Annotated in this window: 23 protein-coding genes and 1 tRNA gene; 10 read left to right on the plus strand and 14 right to left on the minus strand. The window is 40.3% G+C overall.

Annotation, left to right across the window (positions count from 1 at the left end; genetic code table 11):
• Positions 1-137 precede the first annotated feature (137 nt).
• From ACN6OV_RS04975 to ACN6OV_RS04985, 3 genes are read right to left on the minus strand one after another with little or no spacing between them, the layout of a single operon-like run.
• Positions 138-1,214, minus strand: coding sequence for a DUF6670 family protein (locus tag ACN6OV_RS04975; RefSeq protein ID WP_427950252.1), 1,077 nt, complete (start codon positions 1,212-1,214; stop codon positions 138-140).
• A 40-nt stretch (positions 1,215-1,254) separates the two neighbouring features.
• Entirely contained in the window at positions 1,255-2,079 is an 825-nt protein-coding gene (pssA, locus tag ACN6OV_RS04980) for a CDP-diacylglycerol--serine O-phosphatidyltransferase (RefSeq protein WP_427950255.1), read from the minus strand.
• A gap of 41 nt (positions 2,080-2,120) precedes the next feature.
• Complete coding sequence (locus ACN6OV_RS04985; RefSeq protein ID WP_427950258.1) at positions 2,121-2,978, minus strand: 23S rRNA (adenine(2030)-N(6))-methyltransferase RlmJ; 858 nt, start codon at positions 2,976-2,978, stop codon at positions 2,121-2,123.
• 116 nt (positions 2,979-3,094) lie between these two features.
• Here ACN6OV_RS04985 and ACN6OV_RS04990 point away from each other — a divergent pair, with 116 nt between their 5' ends.
• Both ACN6OV_RS04990 and ACN6OV_RS04995 read left to right on the plus strand, forming a co-directional pair.
• A complete protein-coding gene (locus tag ACN6OV_RS04990; protein ID WP_427950260.1) occupies positions 3,095-3,697 on the plus strand; it encodes a 2OG-Fe(II) oxygenase in 603 nt (200 codons plus the stop codon).
• Between the two features lie 71 nt (positions 3,698-3,768).
• The gene (locus ACN6OV_RS04995; protein ID WP_427950264.1) at positions 3,769-4,296 is read left to right on the plus strand and encodes a hypothetical protein; all 528 of its coding nucleotides are present in this window, start codon (positions 3,769-3,771) and stop codon (positions 4,294-4,296) included.
• A 73-nt stretch (positions 4,297-4,369) separates the two neighbouring features.
• Here ACN6OV_RS04995 and ACN6OV_RS05000 read toward each other — a convergent pair whose 3' ends face one another.
• From ACN6OV_RS05000 to ACN6OV_RS05020, 5 genes are all read right to left on the minus strand, one after another.
• The gene (locus ACN6OV_RS05000; protein ID WP_427950266.1) at positions 4,370-4,627 is read right to left on the minus strand and encodes a DUF2789 family protein; all 258 of its coding nucleotides are present in this window, start codon (positions 4,625-4,627) and stop codon (positions 4,370-4,372) included.
• A gap of 105 nt (positions 4,628-4,732) precedes the next feature.
• On the minus strand, positions 4,733-4,993 hold the full coding sequence (locus ACN6OV_RS05005; RefSeq protein WP_427950269.1) for a DUF2789 family protein: 261 nt from the start codon (positions 4,991-4,993) through the stop codon (positions 4,733-4,735).
• Positions 4,994-5,188: 195 nt separating this feature from the next.
• On the minus strand, positions 5,189-6,175 hold the full coding sequence (locus tag ACN6OV_RS05010) for a malate dehydrogenase (RefSeq protein WP_078189236.1): 987 nt from the start codon (positions 6,173-6,175) through the stop codon (positions 5,189-5,191).
• A 170-nt stretch (positions 6,176-6,345) separates the two neighbouring features.
• Positions 6,346-6,999 (minus strand): ribonuclease T2 family protein, encoded by a 654-nt coding sequence (locus ACN6OV_RS05015; protein WP_427950273.1) that lies wholly within the window; start codon positions 6,997-6,999, stop codon positions 6,346-6,348.
• A 57-nt stretch (positions 7,000-7,056) separates the two neighbouring features.
• Entirely contained in the window at positions 7,057-9,000 is a 1,944-nt protein-coding gene (locus ACN6OV_RS05020; protein WP_427950308.1) for a transglycosylase SLT domain-containing protein, read from the minus strand.
• Between the two features lie 339 nt (positions 9,001-9,339).
• Here ACN6OV_RS05020 and miaB point away from each other — a divergent pair, with 339 nt between their 5' ends.
• Genes miaB through ybeY form a run of 3 tightly spaced genes read left to right on the plus strand, consistent with a single transcriptional unit; the run spans position 9,340 to position 12,419 of the window.
• A complete protein-coding gene (miaB, locus tag ACN6OV_RS05025) occupies positions 9,340-10,797 on the plus strand; it encodes a tRNA (N6-isopentenyl adenosine(37)-C2)-methylthiotransferase MiaB (RefSeq protein WP_427950275.1) in 1,458 nt (485 codons plus the stop codon).
• Positions 10,798-10,835: 38 nt separating this feature from the next.
• Positions 10,836-11,918, plus strand: coding sequence for a PhoH family protein (locus ACN6OV_RS05030; RefSeq protein ID WP_427950277.1), 1,083 nt, complete (start codon positions 10,836-10,838; stop codon positions 11,916-11,918).
• An 18-nt stretch (positions 11,919-11,936) separates the two neighbouring features.
• Positions 11,937-12,419, plus strand: a complete 483-nt coding sequence (gene ybeY, locus ACN6OV_RS05035) for an rRNA maturation RNase YbeY (protein ID WP_427950280.1) — start codon at positions 11,937-11,939, stop codon at positions 12,417-12,419.
• 95 nt (positions 12,420-12,514) lie between these two features.
• Here ybeY and ACN6OV_RS05040 read toward each other — a convergent pair whose 3' ends face one another.
• Entirely contained in the window at positions 12,515-13,372 is an 858-nt protein-coding gene (locus ACN6OV_RS05040; protein ID WP_427950311.1) for an energy transducer TonB, read from the minus strand.
• Positions 13,373-13,629: 257 nt separating this feature from the next.
• On the opposite strand from ACN6OV_RS05040, the gene ACN6OV_RS05045 reads away from it, so the two are divergent.
• The 4 genes from ACN6OV_RS05045 to ACN6OV_RS05060 all read left to right on the plus strand — a co-directional run bounded on the left by ACN6OV_RS05045 (position 13,630) and on the right by ACN6OV_RS05060 (position 16,502).
• On the plus strand, positions 13,630-14,313 hold the full coding sequence (locus ACN6OV_RS05045) for a hypothetical protein (RefSeq protein WP_427950282.1): 684 nt from the start codon (positions 13,630-13,632) through the stop codon (positions 14,311-14,313).
• Positions 14,314-14,471: 158 nt separating this feature from the next.
• The gene (locus tag ACN6OV_RS05050; RefSeq protein ID WP_427950285.1) at positions 14,472-15,185 is read left to right on the plus strand and encodes a DUF3108 domain-containing protein; all 714 of its coding nucleotides are present in this window, start codon (positions 14,472-14,474) and stop codon (positions 15,183-15,185) included.
• 91 nt (positions 15,186-15,276) lie between these two features.
• A complete protein-coding gene (locus ACN6OV_RS05055; protein ID WP_427950288.1) occupies positions 15,277-15,852 on the plus strand; it encodes a xanthine phosphoribosyltransferase in 576 nt (191 codons plus the stop codon).
• Between the two features lie 230 nt (positions 15,853-16,082).
• The gene (locus ACN6OV_RS05060; RefSeq protein WP_427950291.1) at positions 16,083-16,502 is read left to right on the plus strand and encodes a hypothetical protein; all 420 of its coding nucleotides are present in this window, start codon (positions 16,083-16,085) and stop codon (positions 16,500-16,502) included.
• A gap of 68 nt (positions 16,503-16,570) precedes the next feature.
• Here ACN6OV_RS05060 and wrbA read toward each other — a convergent pair whose 3' ends face one another.
• Positions 16,571-17,164, minus strand: coding sequence for an NAD(P)H:quinone oxidoreductase (gene wrbA / locus ACN6OV_RS05065; protein WP_427950294.1), 594 nt, complete (start codon positions 17,162-17,164; stop codon positions 16,571-16,573).
• A 115-nt stretch (positions 17,165-17,279) separates the two neighbouring features.
• Between wrbA and ACN6OV_RS05070 the strand changes: the two genes are divergently transcribed.
• A complete protein-coding gene (locus ACN6OV_RS05070; protein ID WP_427950297.1) occupies positions 17,280-18,527 on the plus strand; it encodes a YihY family inner membrane protein in 1,248 nt (415 codons plus the stop codon).
• Positions 18,528-18,653: 126 nt separating this feature from the next.
• Here ACN6OV_RS05070 and ACN6OV_RS05075 read toward each other — a convergent pair whose 3' ends face one another.
• The 4 genes from ACN6OV_RS05075 to ACN6OV_RS05090 form a co-directional block, all read right to left on the minus strand.
• Positions 18,654-20,015: an NAD(P)-binding domain-containing protein gene (locus ACN6OV_RS05075; RefSeq protein ID WP_427950300.1), complete on the minus strand. Its 1,362-nt coding sequence runs from the start codon at positions 20,013-20,015 to the stop codon at positions 18,654-18,656.
• A 438-nt stretch (positions 20,016-20,453) separates the two neighbouring features.
• A complete protein-coding gene (locus ACN6OV_RS05080; protein WP_427950303.1) occupies positions 20,454-21,095 on the minus strand; it encodes a fumarylacetoacetate hydrolase family protein in 642 nt (213 codons plus the stop codon).
• A gap of 33 nt (positions 21,096-21,128) precedes the next feature.
• Positions 21,129-21,626 (minus strand): YcxB family protein, encoded by a 498-nt coding sequence (locus ACN6OV_RS05085; protein ID WP_427950305.1) that lies wholly within the window; start codon positions 21,624-21,626, stop codon positions 21,129-21,131.
• A 232-nt stretch (positions 21,627-21,858) separates the two neighbouring features.
• Positions 21,859-21,935: transfer RNA gene (locus ACN6OV_RS05090), tRNA-Arg, on the minus strand.
• Between the last annotated feature and the right edge of the window lie 411 nt (positions 21,936-22,346).

Here is a 22,346-nt window from a genome sequence, read left to right on the forward strand (position 1 = left end):
TCAACAAGTTTTAATCAACATCACCGCCGATGGATGTGCATTCTACAGCATTTCCAACCCAACGCAACACCTTTTTTCAAGTTTTTTATAAAAAATGCCACGTTTGTTTATTTTTTCTACCAAAACGTGGTTTTTCTCTATTTTTTGAGCATAAAAGGTACAGCATGTCCAAATTTATCCATTAATTTATCTTTATGATTTTTTTCTTGCCAGCTTAAAGGGCGACAATCCACATATTCACAATAGCCCCCTTCCCCATTTTCAATTTCATCATTTATTTTTATTTGAAAATTAAAGCTTCCTGCATAGCCCGCACCTAGTCCAAATTTAAAATCCCCCCGACTCTGTGCCTGTATATAAATTTGCATCTGTTCATTGTGGCAGATCCATTCAAACTCACGAGGCAAATACATTTTTTGCAAATTGGGCGTTTTCACTACGGGATAAACCCGCTGAATCTTAAAGTGTACATTTTGATCCATCATCAAGACCTTCTTATTTTTAAAGTCCCGCAGATATAAGCGCGAACTCAAAATATTGTTATAACGATCTCGGGTTTGAACTAAAACGATTTGCCGCTGCTGGCTTAAGTTGATTATTTGCTGGGTAAAAAATGCCAAAGGCAGATAAGAAAACTTACTAAATTGGGCATAAGACAAAGCTGCTAATTGGTTGATCTCATAAATTTGGTTTTGATATTTTATTTGTCCTTCGCAATGAGACAGGACTGACCAATACTCTGCCAACCCGAGCCTGAGTTTGGTCAAACAGGATTTTATCTCAGTTGCTTGAATGTCGAGATTAAAACTTAATTCACTGTCTTCACGTTGAATACTAAAGGTATCGGTGTGCCCAACGATGGATTCTTTAACACCAAAATGAATTGCAACATCTTTGAGTTGACAATCATTTTTTAGTGAATAGTTTTGAAATTGACCAATCATGTGCGCACTGATGCTCGACATGACTGTTGCAGTATCGAGTTCAGTCGTTTTAATGCAATAGGCATTTTGAAATACGGAAATTTTCGGCTGACCAAGCCAGCTAATAAAATTGAGATAATGCAAAGGTGCAGGTAGGTTCGGAACGCTGAGGCCATAATACACAGCACTATATTGCTGATTAGGCCCTTGTAGCCGAATGTTTTTATTATTCGATTTTGGGGCTTGATTCAACCGTTTGGATTGGTCCAAGAAATCTTGAAATATCTGCATATCAAGCCCCTCTTTTTCATGTTATTTCAACATTGCAAATTCATGCTTCAGCCTTTTTCGCCATTAATGTGGTCACAAAACCCGATAATGCATAAATCACCGAAAGAATTAAGATTCCCATTGGGATATTATAAGTTACAGCGGCCAAAACAAAAACGATAATCGGAAGTACCGCAAATGGCACACGGCGACGATCTACAGTTTTAAATGAATAATATTTCACATTGGAAATCATTAACAAACCAACAGCGGCAATTACCACTGCATTAAAGATTTGTATGCCTTTTTCTTGCAGATCAAAGACTTCTGGAATATCAATACCTACCCAAACCAATGAAATAATGATCACAGCAGCTAACGGGCTCGCTACACCAATAAAGTAACGCTTATCGACCACACCAATTTGTACATTAAATCGCGCTAAACGAAAAGCCGCACACGCGGTATAAACAAAACAAGCTGCCAGGCCGATACGGCCTAAATCATTCAGACTCCAGCTATACATCAAAATCGCAGGCGCAACACCGAACGCCAATAAGTCTGACAATGAGTCAAATTGCTCACCAAAAGGACTTTGTGCACCAATGGCACGCGCAACACGACCATCTAGACCATCAAACAAGGCCGCAAGGAAAATGGCAAAAATGGCTTGTTGATATTCACCATTCATACTGGCAATGATGGAATAGAAACCGGACAACAACGCTGCAGTGGTAATCAGGTTCGGCCACAGATAGATCCCACGACGCTTCACTTTATGCCCTTCATGGGTATGCTCCTCTTCTTCAACTTCAAATGTAATGCCGTCAAAAGCATTTTCATCTTTCGAAGAAATTTCCCGTTCAGGTTTATTTGTATTTGTCATTCTTTGATCCTAACTGTGACCTATTTTCTTTTTAAAATGAATTATTCGCCAACCAACCAACGCACAGCGGCATGTCCACCATTTTCACTCATACGAAGATGTGGGAACAACCATTGTAACGCTTCATCTGCATCTTCAGAGAATTTCCAAGGTGGATTAATCACCAATAAACCACAGCCATTAAGCCCAACTGGCGTATCATCAGGCCACACACAAATTTCACAAACCAACTGACGACGAATACCGGTTTTGTACATTTTCTTTTCAAAACGTTCAATCATCGCGCGGTCTTTGATTGGATACCAAACCGCAAAAACGCCTGTCGGCCATTTTTTATATGCGGCAACTAACAATTCTACCAGCTGTGGAAAGTCCTTACGTTCTAATTCGTAAGGTGGATCAATCATCACCAAACCACGCTTTTCTTTTGGCGGAATGACACCCAATAAGCCTTCATAAGCATCACGTTCATGCAAGCCAGCGCGCTTATCAAAAATGTTATGACGTAATTGTTGGAATACATCACGTTGCATTTCAAAAATGGTCGCTTTGTCTATTTCGCGCATGCCTTCAAGTGCAAACCATGGTGAACCCGGATAAGCGCCTTTACCAAAGTTTTCACGCATTTTTTCAACAATTTTTAAATATTGTTGCACGCCTTCAGGCGCATTACGTTTAATTGAGTCATCAAGTTTCACCAAACGATGAATACCATTCAAGAATTCACCTGACTTCTGTGCTTCAGAGGTCGACAGGTCATATTTACCTGCTCCACCATGCGTATCTACATAGCGATAAGGTTTATCTTTTGCATTAAGGCGACTTAACAACTGAAGCAATAATACATGCTTCATGACGTCGGCAAAGTTGCCTGCATGGAAATGGTGACGGTAATTCATGTTTCATTAATTCCTGATATCAACATGCATTTTAGCATGAAAAATTATTTCATTCAGATGCTATTCTTGCTCTAGAATACTTCACCTTTTTTCAGCTCTTTTTAGGAGTGCTATATATGGATGCAACTCTTCTCCCAAAGTCTTGGCCGGTTGATCAAATCCTAAATGATTTAGATCAACGCGGTTTTACAATTATTGATCAAGCCTACTCTGCTGACTATACACATGCGCTCGTAGAAGAATGTATGTCAAATTTAACTCAATTTAGAAATGCGGCCATTCAAAATGGCGTTATCAATAACATTCGAAGCGACCATATTTTATGGATTAATGAAGGTTTAGAAGTCGCTCAAGAACATCTTCAATCTTTAAGCTCACTTGCAGAACAATTCAATCGTGCTTTTTATGCCGGGATCGATGATGTTGAAGCTCATTTTGCGTGTTATAACGCAGGTGAATTTTATGCCTTACATCGAGATAATCCACAAGGAAAAAATGGTCGAGTAATTTCTGCGGTTTATTATTTGCATGAAACTTGGCAGGATGACTGGGGCGGCGAATTACATCTACAAGATAAAAATAATCAATGGCATATCATACAGCCTAAATCCAATCGCATTGCCTTATTTCAAAGTGACTTATTACATGAAGTACTAGAAGCCAAACACCAACGACTTTCAATTACCGCATGGTTACGTAACGACAATAACATTTGGTAATTCTGCATTGTTCCTTTAAATTTTTGTAATTATCCTCATATATGAAACATTCATAGATGAGGATGTACCCGATGCGTCAGAGCAGCAAATATATTATTCAACGTATTGGTGAAACTGATCAATTATTCTTACTGGGCAACACACCTGAACTGGCTTTTGAGCGCGCGGATTTACGCCTACAACTGGTGACATTAAGCCAAGTACGCCAAGAACAAATTCATTTCCTTCAAGAGTCGATTGTTTTACTGGAACAAGGCCGTGTTGAATTTGAAGAAATGTCCTTAGACCTCTATGTCAATTTGTCGCTGCATTTGGCCAAAGCCTATATGTTGTATTTTGAAATCACCAAAGAGCAACATTTTGCGGTCATTACACAGCAAATTTTAAGACCGATGACCCACGATGATTTTGGTGATATTTACTTTTTCTTGGCCTATGCTTCTGCAGTGAAAAGTGAACCCGCATTAACCCGCCATTGGCTCAATAAATACAGTAAAACCCATGCCTTCGATATGATGCTTATGCAGAGTCATCCTGCGTTGGATCAATATCGTCAAGAACAATGGTTTGATCGCATCTTAAAAAGTCGCATGCATTAATCATTGCAATATAAAGAAAAACAATAAAAAAACGCCGCGATCGCGGCGTTTTTTTATTGAGATTCATAACTGTTTATGCGGGCTGGAGTTTATAAGCATCCATATGTAACTGTTGATTTAACTCATCAATCCAGATTGCCCAGTCATCATCTTGGACTAAATGGCTGATTAAAAAATCTCGCTGCGCTTTATTCCAAAATGGCGCATCATGCAGATTTTCATTGGCAGCCAGTTGATGAGTACGAATATATAACTCGATTGCAGCAGGACTACTTGCTAACCCCAATTGAGCAAACAATAAAGCTAAGGATGGTTTATTTTGATTGAGCATCTTGCCCTCCTTATCAACTAATCTGTCATTTATTATTCAACCAACTTATATGATATGGATAAAAAAACCTAGCATCTCTGCTAGGTTTGTTGTTTCAAATTGTATTTAAATTTCGCATGAACCAGAAAGCTTATGCTCCGTATGCAATTGCTCATTTAAAATATCAACGACCATGGCCCAATCGTCGTCTTTTTTCCAATGACTGATAATAAAATCATGTTGTGATTGCGTCCAAAATGGTGCTTTATGCAAAGGTATATCCATCGTAATTTGATGCGTTTCAATAAATTGATCGATGGCTTCTGGACTCGCATCAAGCCCCAATTGCTCAAAAAATAGTTCTAAGGTCGGTTGTTGGTTAAACATGTCCGTTCTCCTAATCAAATCATCAAGCTAACATTTCTCCTTCTTTTATAGTTATCTGTTCAACTCCATTTGTCAGTAGCAACTCAATCTCAACGTGTTATTTTTTGTTCATTTTTCAAACAATAAATCAAAATTCAGAAATAAAAAAGCACCCCAAATGGAGTGCTTTCTCTAACTTAATCTCAATAGATCAAATTATTTAACCATGTCAGCTACTGCTGCACGTTCTTCTTCTAACTCGTTAAGCGTGAAGTTGATACGCTCACGGCTGAATTCGTCGATTTCTAAACCTTGAACGATTTTGTATTCACCATTTTCAGTTGTTACAGGGAAACCGAACATTACACCTTCAGGGATACCATAAGAACCGTCAGAAGGAATACCCATAGTTACCCATTTGCCGTTTGTGCCAAGAGCCCAATCGCGCATATGGTCGATTGCAGCGTTTGCAGCAGAAGCAGCAGAAGAAAGACCACGTGCTTCGATGATCGCAGCACCACGTTTACCAACAGTTGGAAGGAACACATCTTTGTTCCAAGCAGCATCGTTGATTTTGTCTTTTAAGCTTTCGCCGTTTACGTTTGCAAAACGGTAGTCAGCATACATTGTTGGAGAGTGGTTACCCCAAACAGTCATGTTTTCGATGTCAGAAACTGCAACACCTGCTTTTTGAGCAAGTTGAGTTAACGCACGGTTGTGGTCAAGACGTAACATTGCTGTGAAGTTTTTCGCTGGAAGATCTGGAGCAGATTTCATTGCGATATAAGCGTTAGTGTTTGCAGGGTTACCTACAACAAGAACTTTAACGTCACGGCTTGCAACTTCGTTAAGTGCTTGACCTTGACCAATGAAGATTTCGCCGTTTACTTTAAGTAAGTCAGCACGTTCCATACCAGGACCACGTGGACGTGAACCTACCAAAAGTGCGTAATCAGCATCTTTGAATGCAACTTTAGGATCATCAGTACCGATCATACCTTCTAAAAGAGGGAATGCGCAGTCATCAAGTTCCATCATTACGCCTTTAAGCGCTTGTTGAGCTTTCTCAACTGGAATTTCTAATAATTGAAGGATAACTGGTTGGTCTTTACCCAACATTTCACCGCTTGCGATACGGAATAATAAGCTATAACCGATTTGACCAGCTGCACCAGTAACGGCAACACGAACTGCTTGCTTCATGTAATTATCTCCAATTGAGGATCGTGATAATGATTAAATAGCTGTTCTATCTAATCTTAATAATCATAAACGGCAAAGATTGTACTCCAATCATTAGCACGATGCATGCAAAAGAGAATGTATTTCAACAAAAGTATGATAGGAAATATAAATAAAATACGTAGAAATCTTTAGAAAGAACCTTTAATTGTAAAATTGGCTGGGCAATTTCCAACCACATTTGTTGGGCATTTTTTGTATTGACCATTATTTTTATAACAGATTTTTATTTCAGTCAGCATGCTGCCTGCACGTGTTTGCATACAATTAAACTCTATACTTTGTGATACTAATCCACGATTCATTTTTAGTATTTTGTTACGTAATACATTGCTCTGCATTACGCGCGTGTCTTGGCTAGTCAACTCTTCTGGAATTTTCAGTTTATCGGCATGATTGATAATGGTCCGAAAATACTGACTGGCATTCATAGGGACACAGCCCCCAATATTATGCCAAAGGGCTACCCGCGCATTTTCATCAGGCATAATACGCGCCACAACTTTGGCCTGTAACGGTGACAGCTTTGCAGAACTGTTGGTTGTGCAATCCTTTGAATTGGTTTCAGGGTATAAACCGGTGATATTCAGTGAATAACCTTCTAAACATTTCCGTTTTTTATTTTTTAATGGATCATAGGCACACACCGCCGGTACCATTTGCACATCCATGACATAGCCATGTACAACTGGTGCTGCCGAGGTTGCAGACACACCCAGTCCTGCACCGCCACCCAAAAGCAGTGAGGTCAGCACTTGTACGGTATGACTCTGGGTTCTCGGCATTGATCAACTACCTGTTTTAAATGGTTTTCAACAACTCTTCAAAAACACAGCAAAAAATTATTGTGTATTTCGTAGCGGAATCATTTGCATCCGTTTTTCAATCGACTGCGGTCCTTGTCCAAGCAAAAGACCATAATGCGTTGCATTAGTCATCACATGTTTCACATAGTCACGGGTTTCTGTTAAAGGAATCGACTCGGTGTATTGGTCTGCTGCGATCTGTTGGTATTCAGGCTGCCAACGACGTGCCCGATTAGGCCCCGCGTTATACCCCGCAGTGGCTAATACTGGACTGTCACTTAACTGACGTTGAATCATCGATAAATAGAATGTGCCATAGCGAATATTGGTATTCATATCGGAAAGCGCCGCAGGGTTATAGCTTTCCCCCATCTGACGTGCGACCAATTTTGCCGTATCCGGCATGATCTGCATTAAACCACCTGCTCCAACATGCGAACGCGCACTGGTCACAAAACGACTTTCTTGACGCATCAAACCGTAGGCCCAAGCGGGATCAATACCGGCATTTCGGCTGTGACTGACCACATAGCTTTGATGTGGCATGGCGTAACGCAACGCATAATTATGTTGGTTCGTGGTTCGGTCTGCGGCATAAATGGCACGATCATACCACCCCATATCGGTTGCACGTTTAGCTGCGGCAAGAATCATGCCATCGTCATGTTTTAAATAAGCCTGACGAACCGCCCAATTCCACTCACGGTTGATATAACTGTCAGAAGCATTGATACGACGCAATGCAAAGGCACGGTTAAAATGAATATCTTGATTTAAACGCTGAATATCTTTTGAGCTCGGCTGTACATTGGACGGAATATTGTTATAAGACTGACCAATTTTGTCACGTGCTAATAAATTATGGTAATCATCCCCAACTGCCAATTTGCGATAAATCTCTTGAGCCGCGCGTTTTGAAGACGCATCTCCACGTTGTTCTGATGCACGTGCCAACCAATATTGCCAGCGGTCTTCTTGTTTTTGCGACACATTCATCGCATCAATGGCGCGAATCACACTTTCCCAAGCACCAAAGCGAATGGCTTGGCGAGCATAAATTTCAGCTTCTTCTGAACTAAATGGCAAACCATAACTTAAATCTAAATAATTCAGCACCTCACGGTTGAAATTATTTTTCATCACCGTGGTTCCGCCAATATATCCCACACTGCGGTATAAGGCTTTTTGCACACTTTCAGGTGTGCCTTCTGCAGTCCGTTTAACCGAAGACATTGCCCCATTCAGATCGGTATCGGCCAAACGTCCCATAGCATAGATTAAATAAGCATGGTCTTCCGCCGTGGTTTTTGGTGCTGACCATAAATAATTCAATGGATTGGATTGAATACTGTTGAGCTGTGCAAGGTTAATATTGACCCCAATGGTTTGCGCTGTTGCAATGGCTTGACCAGATTGACCTGCACGTAATTGCCCCCACATGCGTTGATGACGATCTTCTTTGGTCATCAATGGGCTTGAAAGCATCATGCGTCCCAGTCCTGTACACGCATCGGGTTGCGAGTTTGTCGTCAACCACACATCTTTAAATTCTGCATAAACTAATGGATCGCCAGACTTGGCACGGACTTGAGCCATAGCACAGGTTTCAGCGCGATCAGCATTGGTCACGTATTGCAAAACAGGTTGCGCCGTTGCAAAGTCTGCTTGTTTAACTTTTTCTTCAACATAATCCGCAGCGAGTTTTTCTGCCATGGCAGACTGCGGATAGCGCTGTGCAAAACTGGTAATGGCATTGGCAGGCTGCGAGGCTAAATTGTTATTGAGCATCCAATATTCAGGGTAATAGCCCAAAACATCATTTTGCATTGCCGATTGGTATTCTTGTAATAATGAAATATTGCCAGAATTTGCTGCACGTAAAGCATCATTAAACTGTTCATCTGCAGCTTGCACAGCGGCACAACATCCAGACACAGCTACACCCAAAGCAAGCAATTTAGAGTAATTTTTTGATTTCATTTTCTGTTTGAACATCGACTTGCCTTCTTTCATGTAATTCTGTCCAGTTTCAGTACAGCAATCTTTATTTAGTGATTAGTTTAATAATTCTAAATTCAGCATTGTGTTCTGTTGTGTAACCTTATGATTAGCCAATATTAATTTTCAAACATTTTTGCTTCATAAATCAATATTAAGCCGTGGTAATTTTAAGCTGTAAGTTTTCTGTTAATTACTGCTAAAATACGCGCCATTCTTCAATCCCCTTTTTAACCTTCGCAGCCACACATTTCAATTCCTGATTTGTCGTTTAGCCACGTATGGTTTATTGATTTCATCCAAATTTCTTTAGGAGCCTACATGACGGTTCAAACCTTCATCCCCAATAGTGCCCAAGCTGCCTCAGAAAACACTGTAACCCAGCCACAGCACACTCAAGCCAATGATGCTTCAGTCAAAAAACTGTACATCGAAACGCAAGGGTGTCAGATGAATGAGTATGACAGTCAACGTATGGGGGATCTGTTAGGCGATTCGCACGGCTATATCCTGACTACAGACCCGAAAGAAGCTGATATTCTACTTATGAATACCTGCTCCATTCGTGAAAAAGCCCAAGAAAAAGTGTTCTCTGAACTCGGTCGTTGGCGCAAACTGAAAGAAAAAAATCCAGACCTCGTGATTGGAGTTGGCGGTTGTGTTGCCTCTCAAGAAGGTGACAACATTCAAAAACGCGCACCCTATGTTGATATGGTGTTTGGCCCACAAACTTTGCACCGTTTACCACAAATGTTGGATCAACACACTGAACAAGTGGTAAAACCGAAAAAAGAAAAAATCCAATTGGTGGATATTTCCTTCCCAGATATTGAAAAATTTGACTTTTTGCCTGAACCGCGTGTTGAGGGTTTTAAAGCCTTTGTTTCAATTATGGAAGGCTGTTCAAAATACTGTTCTTTCTGTGTCGTGCCATACACCCGTGGTGAAGAAGTCTCTCGTCCACTTGATGATGTATTGGCTGAAATTGCAACCTTGGCAGAAAAAGGGGTTCGTGAAATTTCATTGCTCGGTCAAAACGTCAATGGTTACCGCGGTGAAACCTTTGAAGGTAATATTTGTACTTTTGCTGATTTATTACGTTTAGTGGCAGAAATTCCAGGGATTGGCCGTATTCGTTACACTACATCGCACCCGCTTGAATTTAATGATGACCTCATTCAATGCTACCGTGACTTACCACAAATGGTGTCTCACTTGCATTTGCCAGTACAAAGCGGTTCTAACGATGTCTTGCAAGCGATGAAGCGTAACCACACCATTGACGTGTACATCGACAAGATCGAAAGACTGCGTAAAGTCCGTCCAGATATGCATTTATCAAGTGACTTTATTATTGGCTTCCCAGGCGAAACCGATGAAAACTTCGAAGAGACTTATCAATTTATTCAAGATATGGACTTCGACCATTCATATAGCTTCATTTATTCAAAACGTCCGGGTACACCTGCGTCTGAACTTGAAGACACCACACCTGAAAATGTGAAAAAAGAGCGTTTGGCCAAAGTTCAACAATGGATTAAACAATCCAGTATTGATAAGACGGATGCCATGCTTGGTACCATTCAACGTGTCTTGATCGAGTCCGTTTCAGATAAAGATCCAAACCTGTTGATTGGAACGGCAGACAATACCCGTTTGGTCAGCTTTATTGGTGATCCTACATGGGTCGGTCGTTTTGCTGAGATTGAAGTGACCGATATTAAAACTTTGAAGTTTGTTTACGGTGAACTCTTGAATCTTGAGCCTGACGTGGCGTAATGTAAGCTTAATCGTCAGACCAATTTAAAGGAATTCTCTTGACTGCAGCGATTCGACGTACTGTAACTTTTGCTGGTATTCCACTTGACCGTTTACAAAGCATGCTCGGTGCCTATAACGGTCATCTCAAACAAATTGAACAACGTTTAGATGTCAAAATTTCCCATCGTGCAGATGCCTTTTTTGTCGATGGGGAGATCGATGCGGTTGAGAGAGCCGAAAGCCTCCTTCACCGTCTATATGAAGAGTCCGAAACCAATCCTCAGATTAGTGCAGACATCTTACATATGATGATTCAGGGCAGTCAGACTGACCGTGAAATTCAGGAAGACTTTTCTGAAAATGAACATACCGGTTTAGACAATGTCTATCTACAAACCCGTAAAGGTCGAATTAACCCACGTGGTGCAAACCAAAAACGCTATGTTCAGCGGATTTTACAAAGTGATATTTCCTTTGGTATTGGCCCTGCTGGTACAGGTAAAACCTATTTAGCGGTTGCCGCTGCGGTTGATATGCTGGAGCGTAACGAAATTCAGCGTATTTTATTGGTTCGTCCTGCGGTTGAAGCCGGTGAAAAACTGGGTTTCTTACCCGGCGATTTAAGCCAGAAAATTGACCCTTACTTGCGCCCTCTGTATGACGCTTTGTATGAGATGCTCGGCTTTGAAAAAGTGGCTAAACTGATTGAACGGCAAGTGATTGAAGTGGCTCCACTGGCCTATATGCGTGGTCGTACCCTGAATCATTCCTTTGTGATTTTGGATGAAGCGCAAAACACCACACCTGAACAGATGAAAATGTTTTTGACCCGTTTAGGTTTTGGTTCACGTGCAGTAATTACTGGTGACATCACGCAGGTAGATTTACCGCGCGGACAGCAGTCGGGTTTGGCACATGCCTTACGTGTCATCGAAAAGATCAAAGAAATTCATATTACGCGTTTCCACTCTCGCGATGTAGTACGACATCAATTGGTTCAAAAAATTGTTGAAGCCTACGAAGGATGGGACAGCGAACAACATCGCCTAACCGCAGAACAACGTGCTGAACGTCAAGCACGTCAAAATGCCTTAGTGGCGGACAATGATGCGAAAGCTGATGAGCAGCATCAAGATTAAAATTTTTAAGGATTCGTTTTGAAACTTAATCTCTCTTTGCAGCAAAATTTTCAATCACCTGAATTGGTGGTGAAACGTGCGCATATCAAGAAAGTGGTGGAAACTACTTTACGTCATATCGATACACAAAGTGATTGTGAAATTGGCATTGCCTGTGTGAACAATGATGAAAGCCACAAATTGAATTTGGAATATCGCGGTAAAGACAAACCGACCAATGTGCTGTCTTTCCCAAGCGACATTCCTGATGAAATGGCGGCGATTTTGGATTCATTTCCGATTGGTGACTTGGTGATTTGTATTCCTGTGGTTCTTGCTGAGGGCGCTGAGCAAGGCAAAACACCGTTAACTCATTTCACTCACATGTTAGTACATGGCACATTACATCTCATGGGCTATGACCATGAAACTTCGGATGAAGATGCTGAAGAAATGGAAGCATTGGAAATCGAGATTTTAGCCAAGCTCGGTTTTGATAATCCTTATTTGGAAAGAGATTAAGAACCAAAAAAGCGAGCTACGGCTCGCTTTTTTATGCTTATTTCCTCTCCTTTCAAAAGATGAGCAACACTGCTGTACAAGGGAGATGTGGTTTTTTAATGCACCTCAAACTCAGCTTCAGCCGGATCAAAGCGCCAAGTGCGGACAATCCGCAGCTCAGAAATATCTTTCATTTTGACATCGAACTGACCGAAGGGAGCAGCTTTACGCACAGAGTTTTTTGCTGCTTCATCCAGTAAACTCGAACCTGAACCTTCAATTAAGCGAATGGCACGAATCCCGCCATTGCTGTTTAAAATCACCATTAATCGGACTTCACCGCTCAACTGTTGTTGCTTCGCCGCTTCTGGATAATAACGGTTGCCATAAAATTCCACTTTTTGGCGGAATTTTTCCATATAGGCAGCAGAAACATCTTGCTTGGCTTGAATACCATCAATGGTTTTAATTTTTTGCTGACGACTGAAATTTTGCTGGCGTTGCAAATATTGCGCTTCAATACTGGCCACCATGGCAGCTTTAGCTTGGAATTGGCTATTCAGCTCTTCTAGCGCTTTTTTACGGCTATTCTCTTCCGCTTGCTTTTGCCAACTCAGCGTTGTCATCAACACTTTGTCTTCAAAACTCAGCTCTTTCTTTTGCTGTAATTGTTCCAAAGCTTCGTTTTTTTGCTCACCGGCTTTTTGCTCAATCATCGGTGCCGGCATATCACTCGACATACGATGTGATTCACGGAATTTTCCCGAACCTTGTTGATCTGCCTGTGCTAAAAAGTCAGCATTTTCCACTTTATCGGTGGCAGGTCGTAAAGATACTGCTATTTCTTTGGTGTGGTATTCACCTTCTTGTGGCAGCGCAAATTGCATGGTTAAAAATGCCAAATGTAATACAGCTGCACCTACGACAGCGGTTGCAAATATTGGATCTTTCCACCATTCTTTTACCAACGGCATGAACGTTATTTTTTTCAGCATCACATTAAACCGACAATTTGCCGCATTCCCCAAACTGCTTAAAACAGTATAAAATAAACCTAGTTTTCATTTTTTTATGAAAACGAGAAATCCATCAATACATAGACCATGCACGATTAAAACCTTGAAAATGGTGCAATTTATTTTGATAAACTGCAAGATCAAAACCTTGTGTTTTTTATAGAAATTGACAAGATACACACCGTCAAAAAATAATTTGCCAGGATGCACCGCATATGCAAACGCTAATTTCCAATATCTCTAAACGTATACGTCAAGTGTACCAAAAAGCAGAAGGATTTATTGAGGACGAGCGTGAATTCCCAATGTCTCAAGTGTTTTTAAATGCGACCTTTCAGCGCTTTGTGACTGATAATGTGAAAATGCTCAAAGACTTGCATGCAGACCTGCATGATGACTGGTTACGCCTTTATGCCACGCTCGACTACAACGGCATGCTACTGACCTTATCGGTCGATTTAAAACTGGTACAAATGGAGCTGAATAAACAAACTCAGCTCATCGTTTTTGAACAAATTAGTGATACACAAGTGATCGAAGCCAAATATCCGAATGTGCTGTATAAATTCGGAGTGCGTATAGCCTTATGGTTTTATCAAAAAGTCTTGAATCAAGATCCACTCGGCATGATCTTAGAAAAACTCAACGTGATTAAAGTCAAAGATGATCTGTTGCATTTAGACCTCAATCGCTGGCTCGGCAAAAGCCGTTCGATTATCGATACTTTGGGTAAAGTTCATGTCAATCACGCAGTTTTACGTGAAGCAGAACTGGTGATTATTGGCAATGTGAATTTAACCGCACTGTTTACCAAAATGTCGCAGGAACGCATTGATGACTGGAATGATTCCGACTTAACCGATGACCAAGTCACGCCCATCAAGCAAAAGGAAAGCTAAGATTTTCCGTTACTTAGCCTAAAATCCACGCAAAATCGCTACACAAAATATACATTTAGCTCGGATTTTTGACTTCATTCTCCACAATCCATCATCATAATAAACATATCGGGCAGATTAATGATCTGTCATTTATATTGAATAGGAAAATCATCCTTATGGCACATTCAGTTTTGAAAAATTTAGGTCTTGCTGCTGGGGTATCAACTGCACTGCTTCTGACTAGTTTCTCAAGTCAGTCATTTGCCATGAGTCCATTTCAGGCCAGCTATCAGTTTAATTACAATGGCAAAAATATGGGTTCTGCAACCCGTACCTTAAAACAAGCTGGAAATAACTGGACCTATGTCTTTGCAGCCAAAGCCGGTGCAATTGCTTCAGCCACTGAAACCAGCCGTTTTAGCTTAAGCGGTGACCAAATTCATTCCAATAGCTTTAGCCGTAGCAGTAAAATTTTAGTGCACAACAACACCATGAATATCAACTTTAATTCAGGTACAAAAACCATTAATACCAAGAAAGATGATAAAGCACGTTCATTTGCATGGAAGTCTGGGGTTTTGGATGAGCTGAATGCCGAATTACAAATCCGTGAAGATTTAAAAGGCCGTGGTTTAAAATCGACGTATTACATTGCCGATGCCAAAGAAGTTGAAGGCCGTAAATTTGTAAAACAAGGCACGGAAAAAGTTTCCACCACTTATGGCACTTTCGATACCGTGAAAGTGGTAATGAAACACGATAAACCGGGCCGTCAAACAATCTTCTGGCTGGCACCTAAATTAGACTATTTACCGGTTAAAGTCTCTCATCAAGACAACAAAACCTCGTATGGTCTATTGTTAACGGGCTATAAAGGTGCAACAAGTTAATTGATTTGATCAATTTCGCTTGCATTTTTCTCGGTGCTTTTTAAAATACGCATTTGCTTTTAAAGCACCCTGCCCCATCGAGGATTCTCCCGTGCACGCTCTGGAACAGAAAATCTTAGCTGAAGGTATCGTTCTCTCTGAAGAAGTTCTAAAAGTCGATTCTTTCCTGAACCACCAAATTGACCCTGTCATGATGCAGCAAGTTGGTCAAGAATTTGCCCGTCTTTTTAAAGATGCAGGCATTACAAAAATCATTACCATTGAAGCTTCAGGTATTGCACCTGCGGTGATGGCTGGTCTTGAACTTGGTGTTCCTGTGATTTTTGCACGTAAATATCAATCTTTAACCTTAAAAGATGATTTATATCGTTCTAAAGTATTTTCTTTTACCAAACAAACTGAAAGTACCATTGCAATTTCTAAGAAACACATCAATGCGGATGACAAAGTTTTAGTCATTGATGACTTCTTGGCAAATGGTCAAGCTGCGCTTGGTCTTGCGGACTTGATTCATCAGGCTTCTGCTGAAGTTTTGGGTATTGGTATCGTGATTGAAAAATCATTCCAACCAGGCCGTGACATTTTGCTTGAAAAAGGCTACCGCGTTGAATCATTAGCACGTGTGAAATCACTGGCAAATGGTACAGTTGAATTTGTTCGAGACTAATACGACAAAACAACTTAAAGAACACTTCGGTGTTCTTTTTTTATGCTTTAAATAAGCCGCAACACTTTTAAATATGCTCGCTTGGTTACAAGCAAATAAAACACAAATTAAGAAAACCCATTAAAATTCAACTTAAATGCAGTTTTTGATCCCTTTAGTCAACGCTTAATTCTAAAATTGATCTATGCTGTACCCCAAATCAGCCCCTTCTTTTCAGGCTACAGGACGTTATGAATACAGAAAACCAATTGATGGAACACCCAGTGCAGTGCCCTAAATGCGGCTCGACGAATGTAGAAAAACGCAACCATGAACAAAACTTACAAAAAATTGGTGGGGTCTTATTGAGTGGCGCAGGTACAGCTGCGGGGACTGTAGGTGGTGCGGCATCTGGCGCCTCGATTGGGGCCGCAATTGGTGGTGTCACCGCAGGCCCATTAGGCGTGATTATGGGCGGAACCATCGGCACTTTTGTCGGTGCAATTAGTGTCGGCATTACTGGCGGCTTCTTAGGTCATCGTTTTGGTAAAAAAGCCGGTGCGATTGTCGATCAAAATATTTTTCTCGACTATCAATGCTTAAACTGTAAACATCGTTTTGAATTGGCGCAACAACCTGAAGATGCGGCTCGAGTGAAAGACCAAGATTAATATTGAACCTTTCCTCCATTGATAAAAAAAGAGCACATTGTGATCGTGCTCTTTTTTTTAGCAGTCACTTAAGCAATTAGCTTTTGAACCACTTGACCCAAACGCTTGCCCTGATCTTCACATAAAACCCGTTCATCCTGACTTAAAGATTGATCGTGACGTGGACCACTGACATGACTGGCACCGTAGGGTGTTCCCCCAGTTTTGGTGTTTGACAGTGATGGGTGGGCATTGCTAAGTCCTAGAATCATCATGCCATGGTGAAACAAAGGCGGCAGCATGGTCAGCAAGGTACTCTCCTGCCCTCCATGCATCGAACCTGAACTGGTAAATACACACGCAGGTTTACCATGCAAGGCACCATTGAGCCAAAGCGCGGTAGTCTGATCCCAAAAATATTTCATTTCTGAAGCCATATTACCAAAACGGGTCGGCGAACCAAGCGCCAAACCGGAACAATTGGCCAACTCATCCAACGTACAGTAGATATCCCCTTCGGCAGGAATACTGGCTTCAGCCTCTTTCACCACGGTTGCAAGATTCGGTACAGTACGAATTTTGACTGCCATGCCCGTTGCTTCAATTCCATTGGCAATCAAATGTGCCATTTCACGGGTCGAACCATATTTGCTGTAATACAATACCAGTACGTACTTTTGCATAATTTTTATGAATTTGATTAAAAATGAAAACTATACGGTATTTTTCCCATTTTTTGGTTAAGCTAGTTCATGAAAATTGCATAAACATGACTAAAATAATTTGAGACTTGAAAGCATGATCGAAGCATTTTTAAAAAAACTTCCTTTTTATGAGCAAAAATGGTTTCAGTTTATTTTATTTGTTATTCGGCGTTTTGAAGCTGATCGTTGTCGTGAACAAGCCAGCTCGTTGACCTATACCACGCTTTTTGCAGTGGTACCGATGCTGACTGTTTTTTTGGTTATTATCTCTTCCATCAGCGCACTTGAGCCTGCGCGCCAACAACTGCAACAACTGATTTATAGTAATTTTTTACCGAAAACCACTATTGCTTTTGATAAAGCCCTAAATGCCTTTACCGATAAATCCAGCAATTTAACTGTGATTGGGGTGCTGTTTCTGTTTATCACCACGGTGATGATGCTGACCAGTATTGAAACTGTATTTAATCGCATTTGGCGTGTACGCGAGACGCGTGGTGGTCTTATCGGTTTTATGCGTTATTGGACCATTATCTCCCTTGGACCGATTTTACTCGGCAGTGCTTTTGTATTGTCATCCGCCTTGGCCTCAATGAATGTCCTGCGCAACAACTTTGCAGGTTATGAACTGAATGGCGCTTTTATCCTGTGGTTATTGTCCTTTTCCTTGACCATTTTAGGTTTTTTTATCCTGTATTGGACCATTCCGAATCGCAGCGTTCCGGTTAAGGCGGCCTTGATTGCGGGTATGTTTAGTTCTGTGGTGTTTGAACTGCTCAAAAATTTGTTTGGTTTTGTCATGTCGAACTTTACCAGTTATCAAATTATCTATGGTGCCTTTGCCGCTGTACCGATTTTTCTCCTTTGGATTTTCCTCTCATGGAATATTGTTTTAATTGGAGTAGAAATTAGTTTTGCGCTTACCGCCTTTAATTCAGGTAAAGATCAAAAACGTCATCCCGTCATCATGTTGATGGATCTACTGGAATTATTTTATAAAAAGCAAAAAATCGGACAAAGTGTGTCTGAAAAAGAAGCGCTTGAAGTTTTAGGACGCGATGAAATTGGCCGTCTGCCGACCTATATGATTTTACTTGAAAAACAAAATTTAATTAAACGTACCGACGATGATCAATATGTTTTGGTCCGAAATTTATCTCAGGTTGATTTTTGGAGTTTCTACCGTCAATTGCCGTATCCACTCCCCAAGCGTCAAGATCTGGGTAATGTCTTTCCTGATGATGTTTGGATGGAAAAAATTGGCCCACAACTGGTCGAAGCTGATGACTATCTTGCAGCCAAACTATCAATTCCACTTTCAAAAATTTTAGAGAGTAAATAATATTAAAAAATAAAGGACTTATTCAATCAGAACATACTGATCCAGTTAAAATAAACAAATAAAAAAGACCTGCAATCACAGGTCTTTTTTATTGTTCCTCAAATATTGAATGAACAGGACATTGGATTAAATCGCGCGTTGTTCACGATTTTCACTATCCAGATAAGCCTCTAACGAGTCATCTAAAGCATATAACCACGGCGTATGATGCGGTTTCGACATTTTTCCAGTCATCACCGAACGATAAGTTTTATCTCTAAAACTCATAATCCCGGCTTTTTTATGCATTTTCCACTGCATAAAAATATCATTCACAGCATCAATGTCGAAACTTGGATAATCTGTTTTGGCAATCAGTTGTTTGATATATTCACCTTGGAATTTAACCATTTGTTCCGAGCTTTTGATTTTGCTTTCTCGTGCAATCCAAGCTTGTGAATGGGCTTGCATCTCAGCCTGCTCAGGTAAAGCAATTTGACCGAGAATGACGTCACGCACATACCATGCCTGAGCATCAAACATATTGAAGGTATACCATTGATCCTGCATCCCTAAATAAAATAGTTTAGGGTTATTTTCCCATACCACACCTTGATATAAAGATGCGGGATATAGGCAGTTATTGGTTTTTAACTTCAAATCTTCGGCCATAAATGGGAAATGATGCAAATAACCGGTACATAGAATAATTGCATCCACTTTGGCTGAGCTACCATCCGCAAAATAGGCGGTATCTTCATCTACACGCAAAAGCTGCTGTTTTTCAGACCAGTTCTTCGGCCATTTATAACCCATCGGCTGGCTACGGTAGCAGCTGTAAATTTGTTTAGCGCCATATTTATAGCATTGTGAACCGACATCTTCAGCAGAGTAGCTACTGCCCACAATCAGCACTGTTTTACCTTTAAATTCCACGGCATCACGGAAATCATGTGCATGTAAAATTCGCCCATTAAAGATATTAAAACCTTTATATTCAGGGACTTTAGGCGTAGAGAAATGCCCAGAAGCAACAATCACATAATCAAACTGTTCTGAATAGACCTGATTTTCGCGATGATCACATACTTGCAGCGTAAACTGCTGCGTATCCGCATTAAACTCAACATGACGTACTGCGGTGTTAAATCGGACTTGATCTTTCACGCCTGCTTTTTCGACGCGTCCTTTGATATAGTCCCAAAGTACTGCGCGTGGTGGATATGACGCAATGGGCTTTTTAAAATGTTCATCAAAACTATAATCTGCGAACTCCAATGCCTCTTTGGGTCCATTTGACCATAAATAACGATACATACTTCCATGCACCGCTTCACCATGTTCATCTACACCTGTACGCCAAGTGTAGTTCCATAGTCCGCCCCAATCGTTTTGTTTTTCGAAACATACAATTTCTGGAACTTGTAGACCTTTGGCCTTTGCTGATTGAAATGCTCTTAATTGAGCCATGCCACTGGGGCCTGCTCCGATAATTGCAATTCGGGTCATTGCTATCTCCATTAGTTTTGAGTTCTTGGAAAGCTCCTAATCAGATGAATAGATGAGAAATAAAATAATCCTGAACAGGATCATTTTCATAATAAAAAATAAGAAAAATAGAATCTTAATTTTCAGACAAATATCATCTTTCCAATTAGGATGCTAATAAAAAGAAATGAGTTCCTAGAAAAAAGCCGGCTGTAATAAACAGCGTAAATTTTCTAAAAAGAGTAAAACTCATACAAAGAGCCGACACCATATCACAAAAATAGATTTTTATTGGCAAGAAACATCAATTTAAGTAATAATAATTTGTTACAATAGTTTCTAATTATTTCAATAGTTTATTTTTAACAATCGTAAAAAAAGCAGATTATTAGCTTTATAATCTGCTTTTCAAATCAATTTAATCTAAAACATAAGGTATTTTAAAATTTAAAAATCACCTTATTTTACAAATGTTTGCCAAACATAATCGTGTGTTTTACCTTGCAGGCTCATTTTCAATTGATCGCCCGCTTGCAATGCAGCAACACCTGCCGGTGTGCCTGTCATCACCACATCACCCACCTCCAGGGTAAACACTTGGCTCATATCGGCAAGTAAGGTCCCAATATCAAAAATCAGCAATGCGGTATCACCTTTTTGACGCAATTCTTCATTGATCTGCAAAGTGTAATGTACGTTTTTCCAATCGCCCACCACCTCTTGCACATCGACCCAATCTGCTAGCATGCACGAACCATCAAAGGCTTTGGCACGTTCCCATGGTTGGCCTTTTTGCTTCAAATCATCTTGTAAATCACGCAAAGTGAGATCTAAACCTAGCGTCACTGCACCCACTGCTTCAAGTGCTTTTAACGGATCTGTTTCGCCTTTTAAAGTACGGTCGATTCTTAAGCTCAGTTCACATTCATAATGGCAATTGCCCCATGCCGGATTCCATGAAATTCCCTGTTGCAATGAAACTAACGCACTCGGCGGCTTCATAAACAACACTGGACGATCTGGAATCGCATTGCCTAATTCTTTGGCATGATCGGCATAACTACGACCGACACAAATAATTTTAGATGGACGTGACTGCATACTCTTCCCTCGTATGAATGAACGGCTTTGCGCTTAACGTTTAAATGTATTCACAAACATTGTTTGATCGGCAGCAGTGCTAAAAGCACTTTTCGGCACAATAATGACTGTTTTACTTTTGAGCTCAACCATATACGTCAATTTGCCTTCAGCAAAATTCGCTACTTCCGTATAATTAAAGGTATTTTTACGACCATTGGCATGAATTTCTGCATAGTCTTGGAACAGCTCAATGCCTTGTTCACTTTTACCCAATTGATATTTGACGAATTGACGTTTGAACATCATCGGTAAAAACCAATAACGCATTAAACCTTGTAGCAATAAAAAGAAAAGACCCAAGCCAACATAATATGCTCCGACACCATCCAGCCCTAAATAAAAGCCCCAGATGATGATCCCGATACTAATAGCAGGGGTTAAAAAGCGTGTAAATTGCTTTTTGCCAAAGGTTGCCAGTGCAAAACCATCCTGTGATTCTTCAAGATTTAAAAAATAGCGCAGCGATAATGCAGGTAGAGTCTCAGACATAAGCTTATGAAAAATTAAAAAAGGATTGCGCTAAATATTACACCACAATGCAATCCAGCTTCACGTTTTTTAGCATTCGATGGAAACACTAGAGGTATATTGGCTTTAAAGATCAAAGATGAATTAAATAAACTCAAAATAATGAAGCATACAGAGTCAATTGATTGTTTTTAGCTATATTTTAGACACAAAAAAACCGCAATATGTGCGGTTTTTTCAATCTTGATCAAGTTGGTGCGCTCAGAGAGATTCGAACTCCCGACCCCTTAGTTCGTAGCCAAGTGCTCTATCCAGCTGAGCTATGAGCGCGACGTCTTGATGGGGCTCATTATACGTGATTATTGTTTTTTGTTAAGAGCTTTTTCATATAAATTTAACTGAGTGCACAGTAATTAAACATCTTAATAGATATCTTGATAAAAATTAATCATTTCATCGATAAGATGATTCGAAATGCTTTCGTTTAACGCGACTTAGATGCTTAACCAAACCGAATCATGAGTAGTTTTGTATTCACAAAAACTCAAACTAAACAGCTCTTCGATATCTATAAGCTTTCTTTGCAAATAACAAAATAAGAAAGTAAAAATAACCATCAATGAAATGATGATAAGTAGCTAACATTTATAGTAAGAACCCGCACCAAATTTCAGGCACAAAAAAACCGCAACATGTGCGGTAATTTGTTCAAGTTGGTGCGCTCAGAGAGATTCGAACTCC

The organism is Acinetobacter sp. (assembly GCF_050285345.1).
In the GTDB taxonomy this organism is placed as follows: Bacteria; Pseudomonadota; Gammaproteobacteria; order Pseudomonadales; family Moraxellaceae; genus Acinetobacter.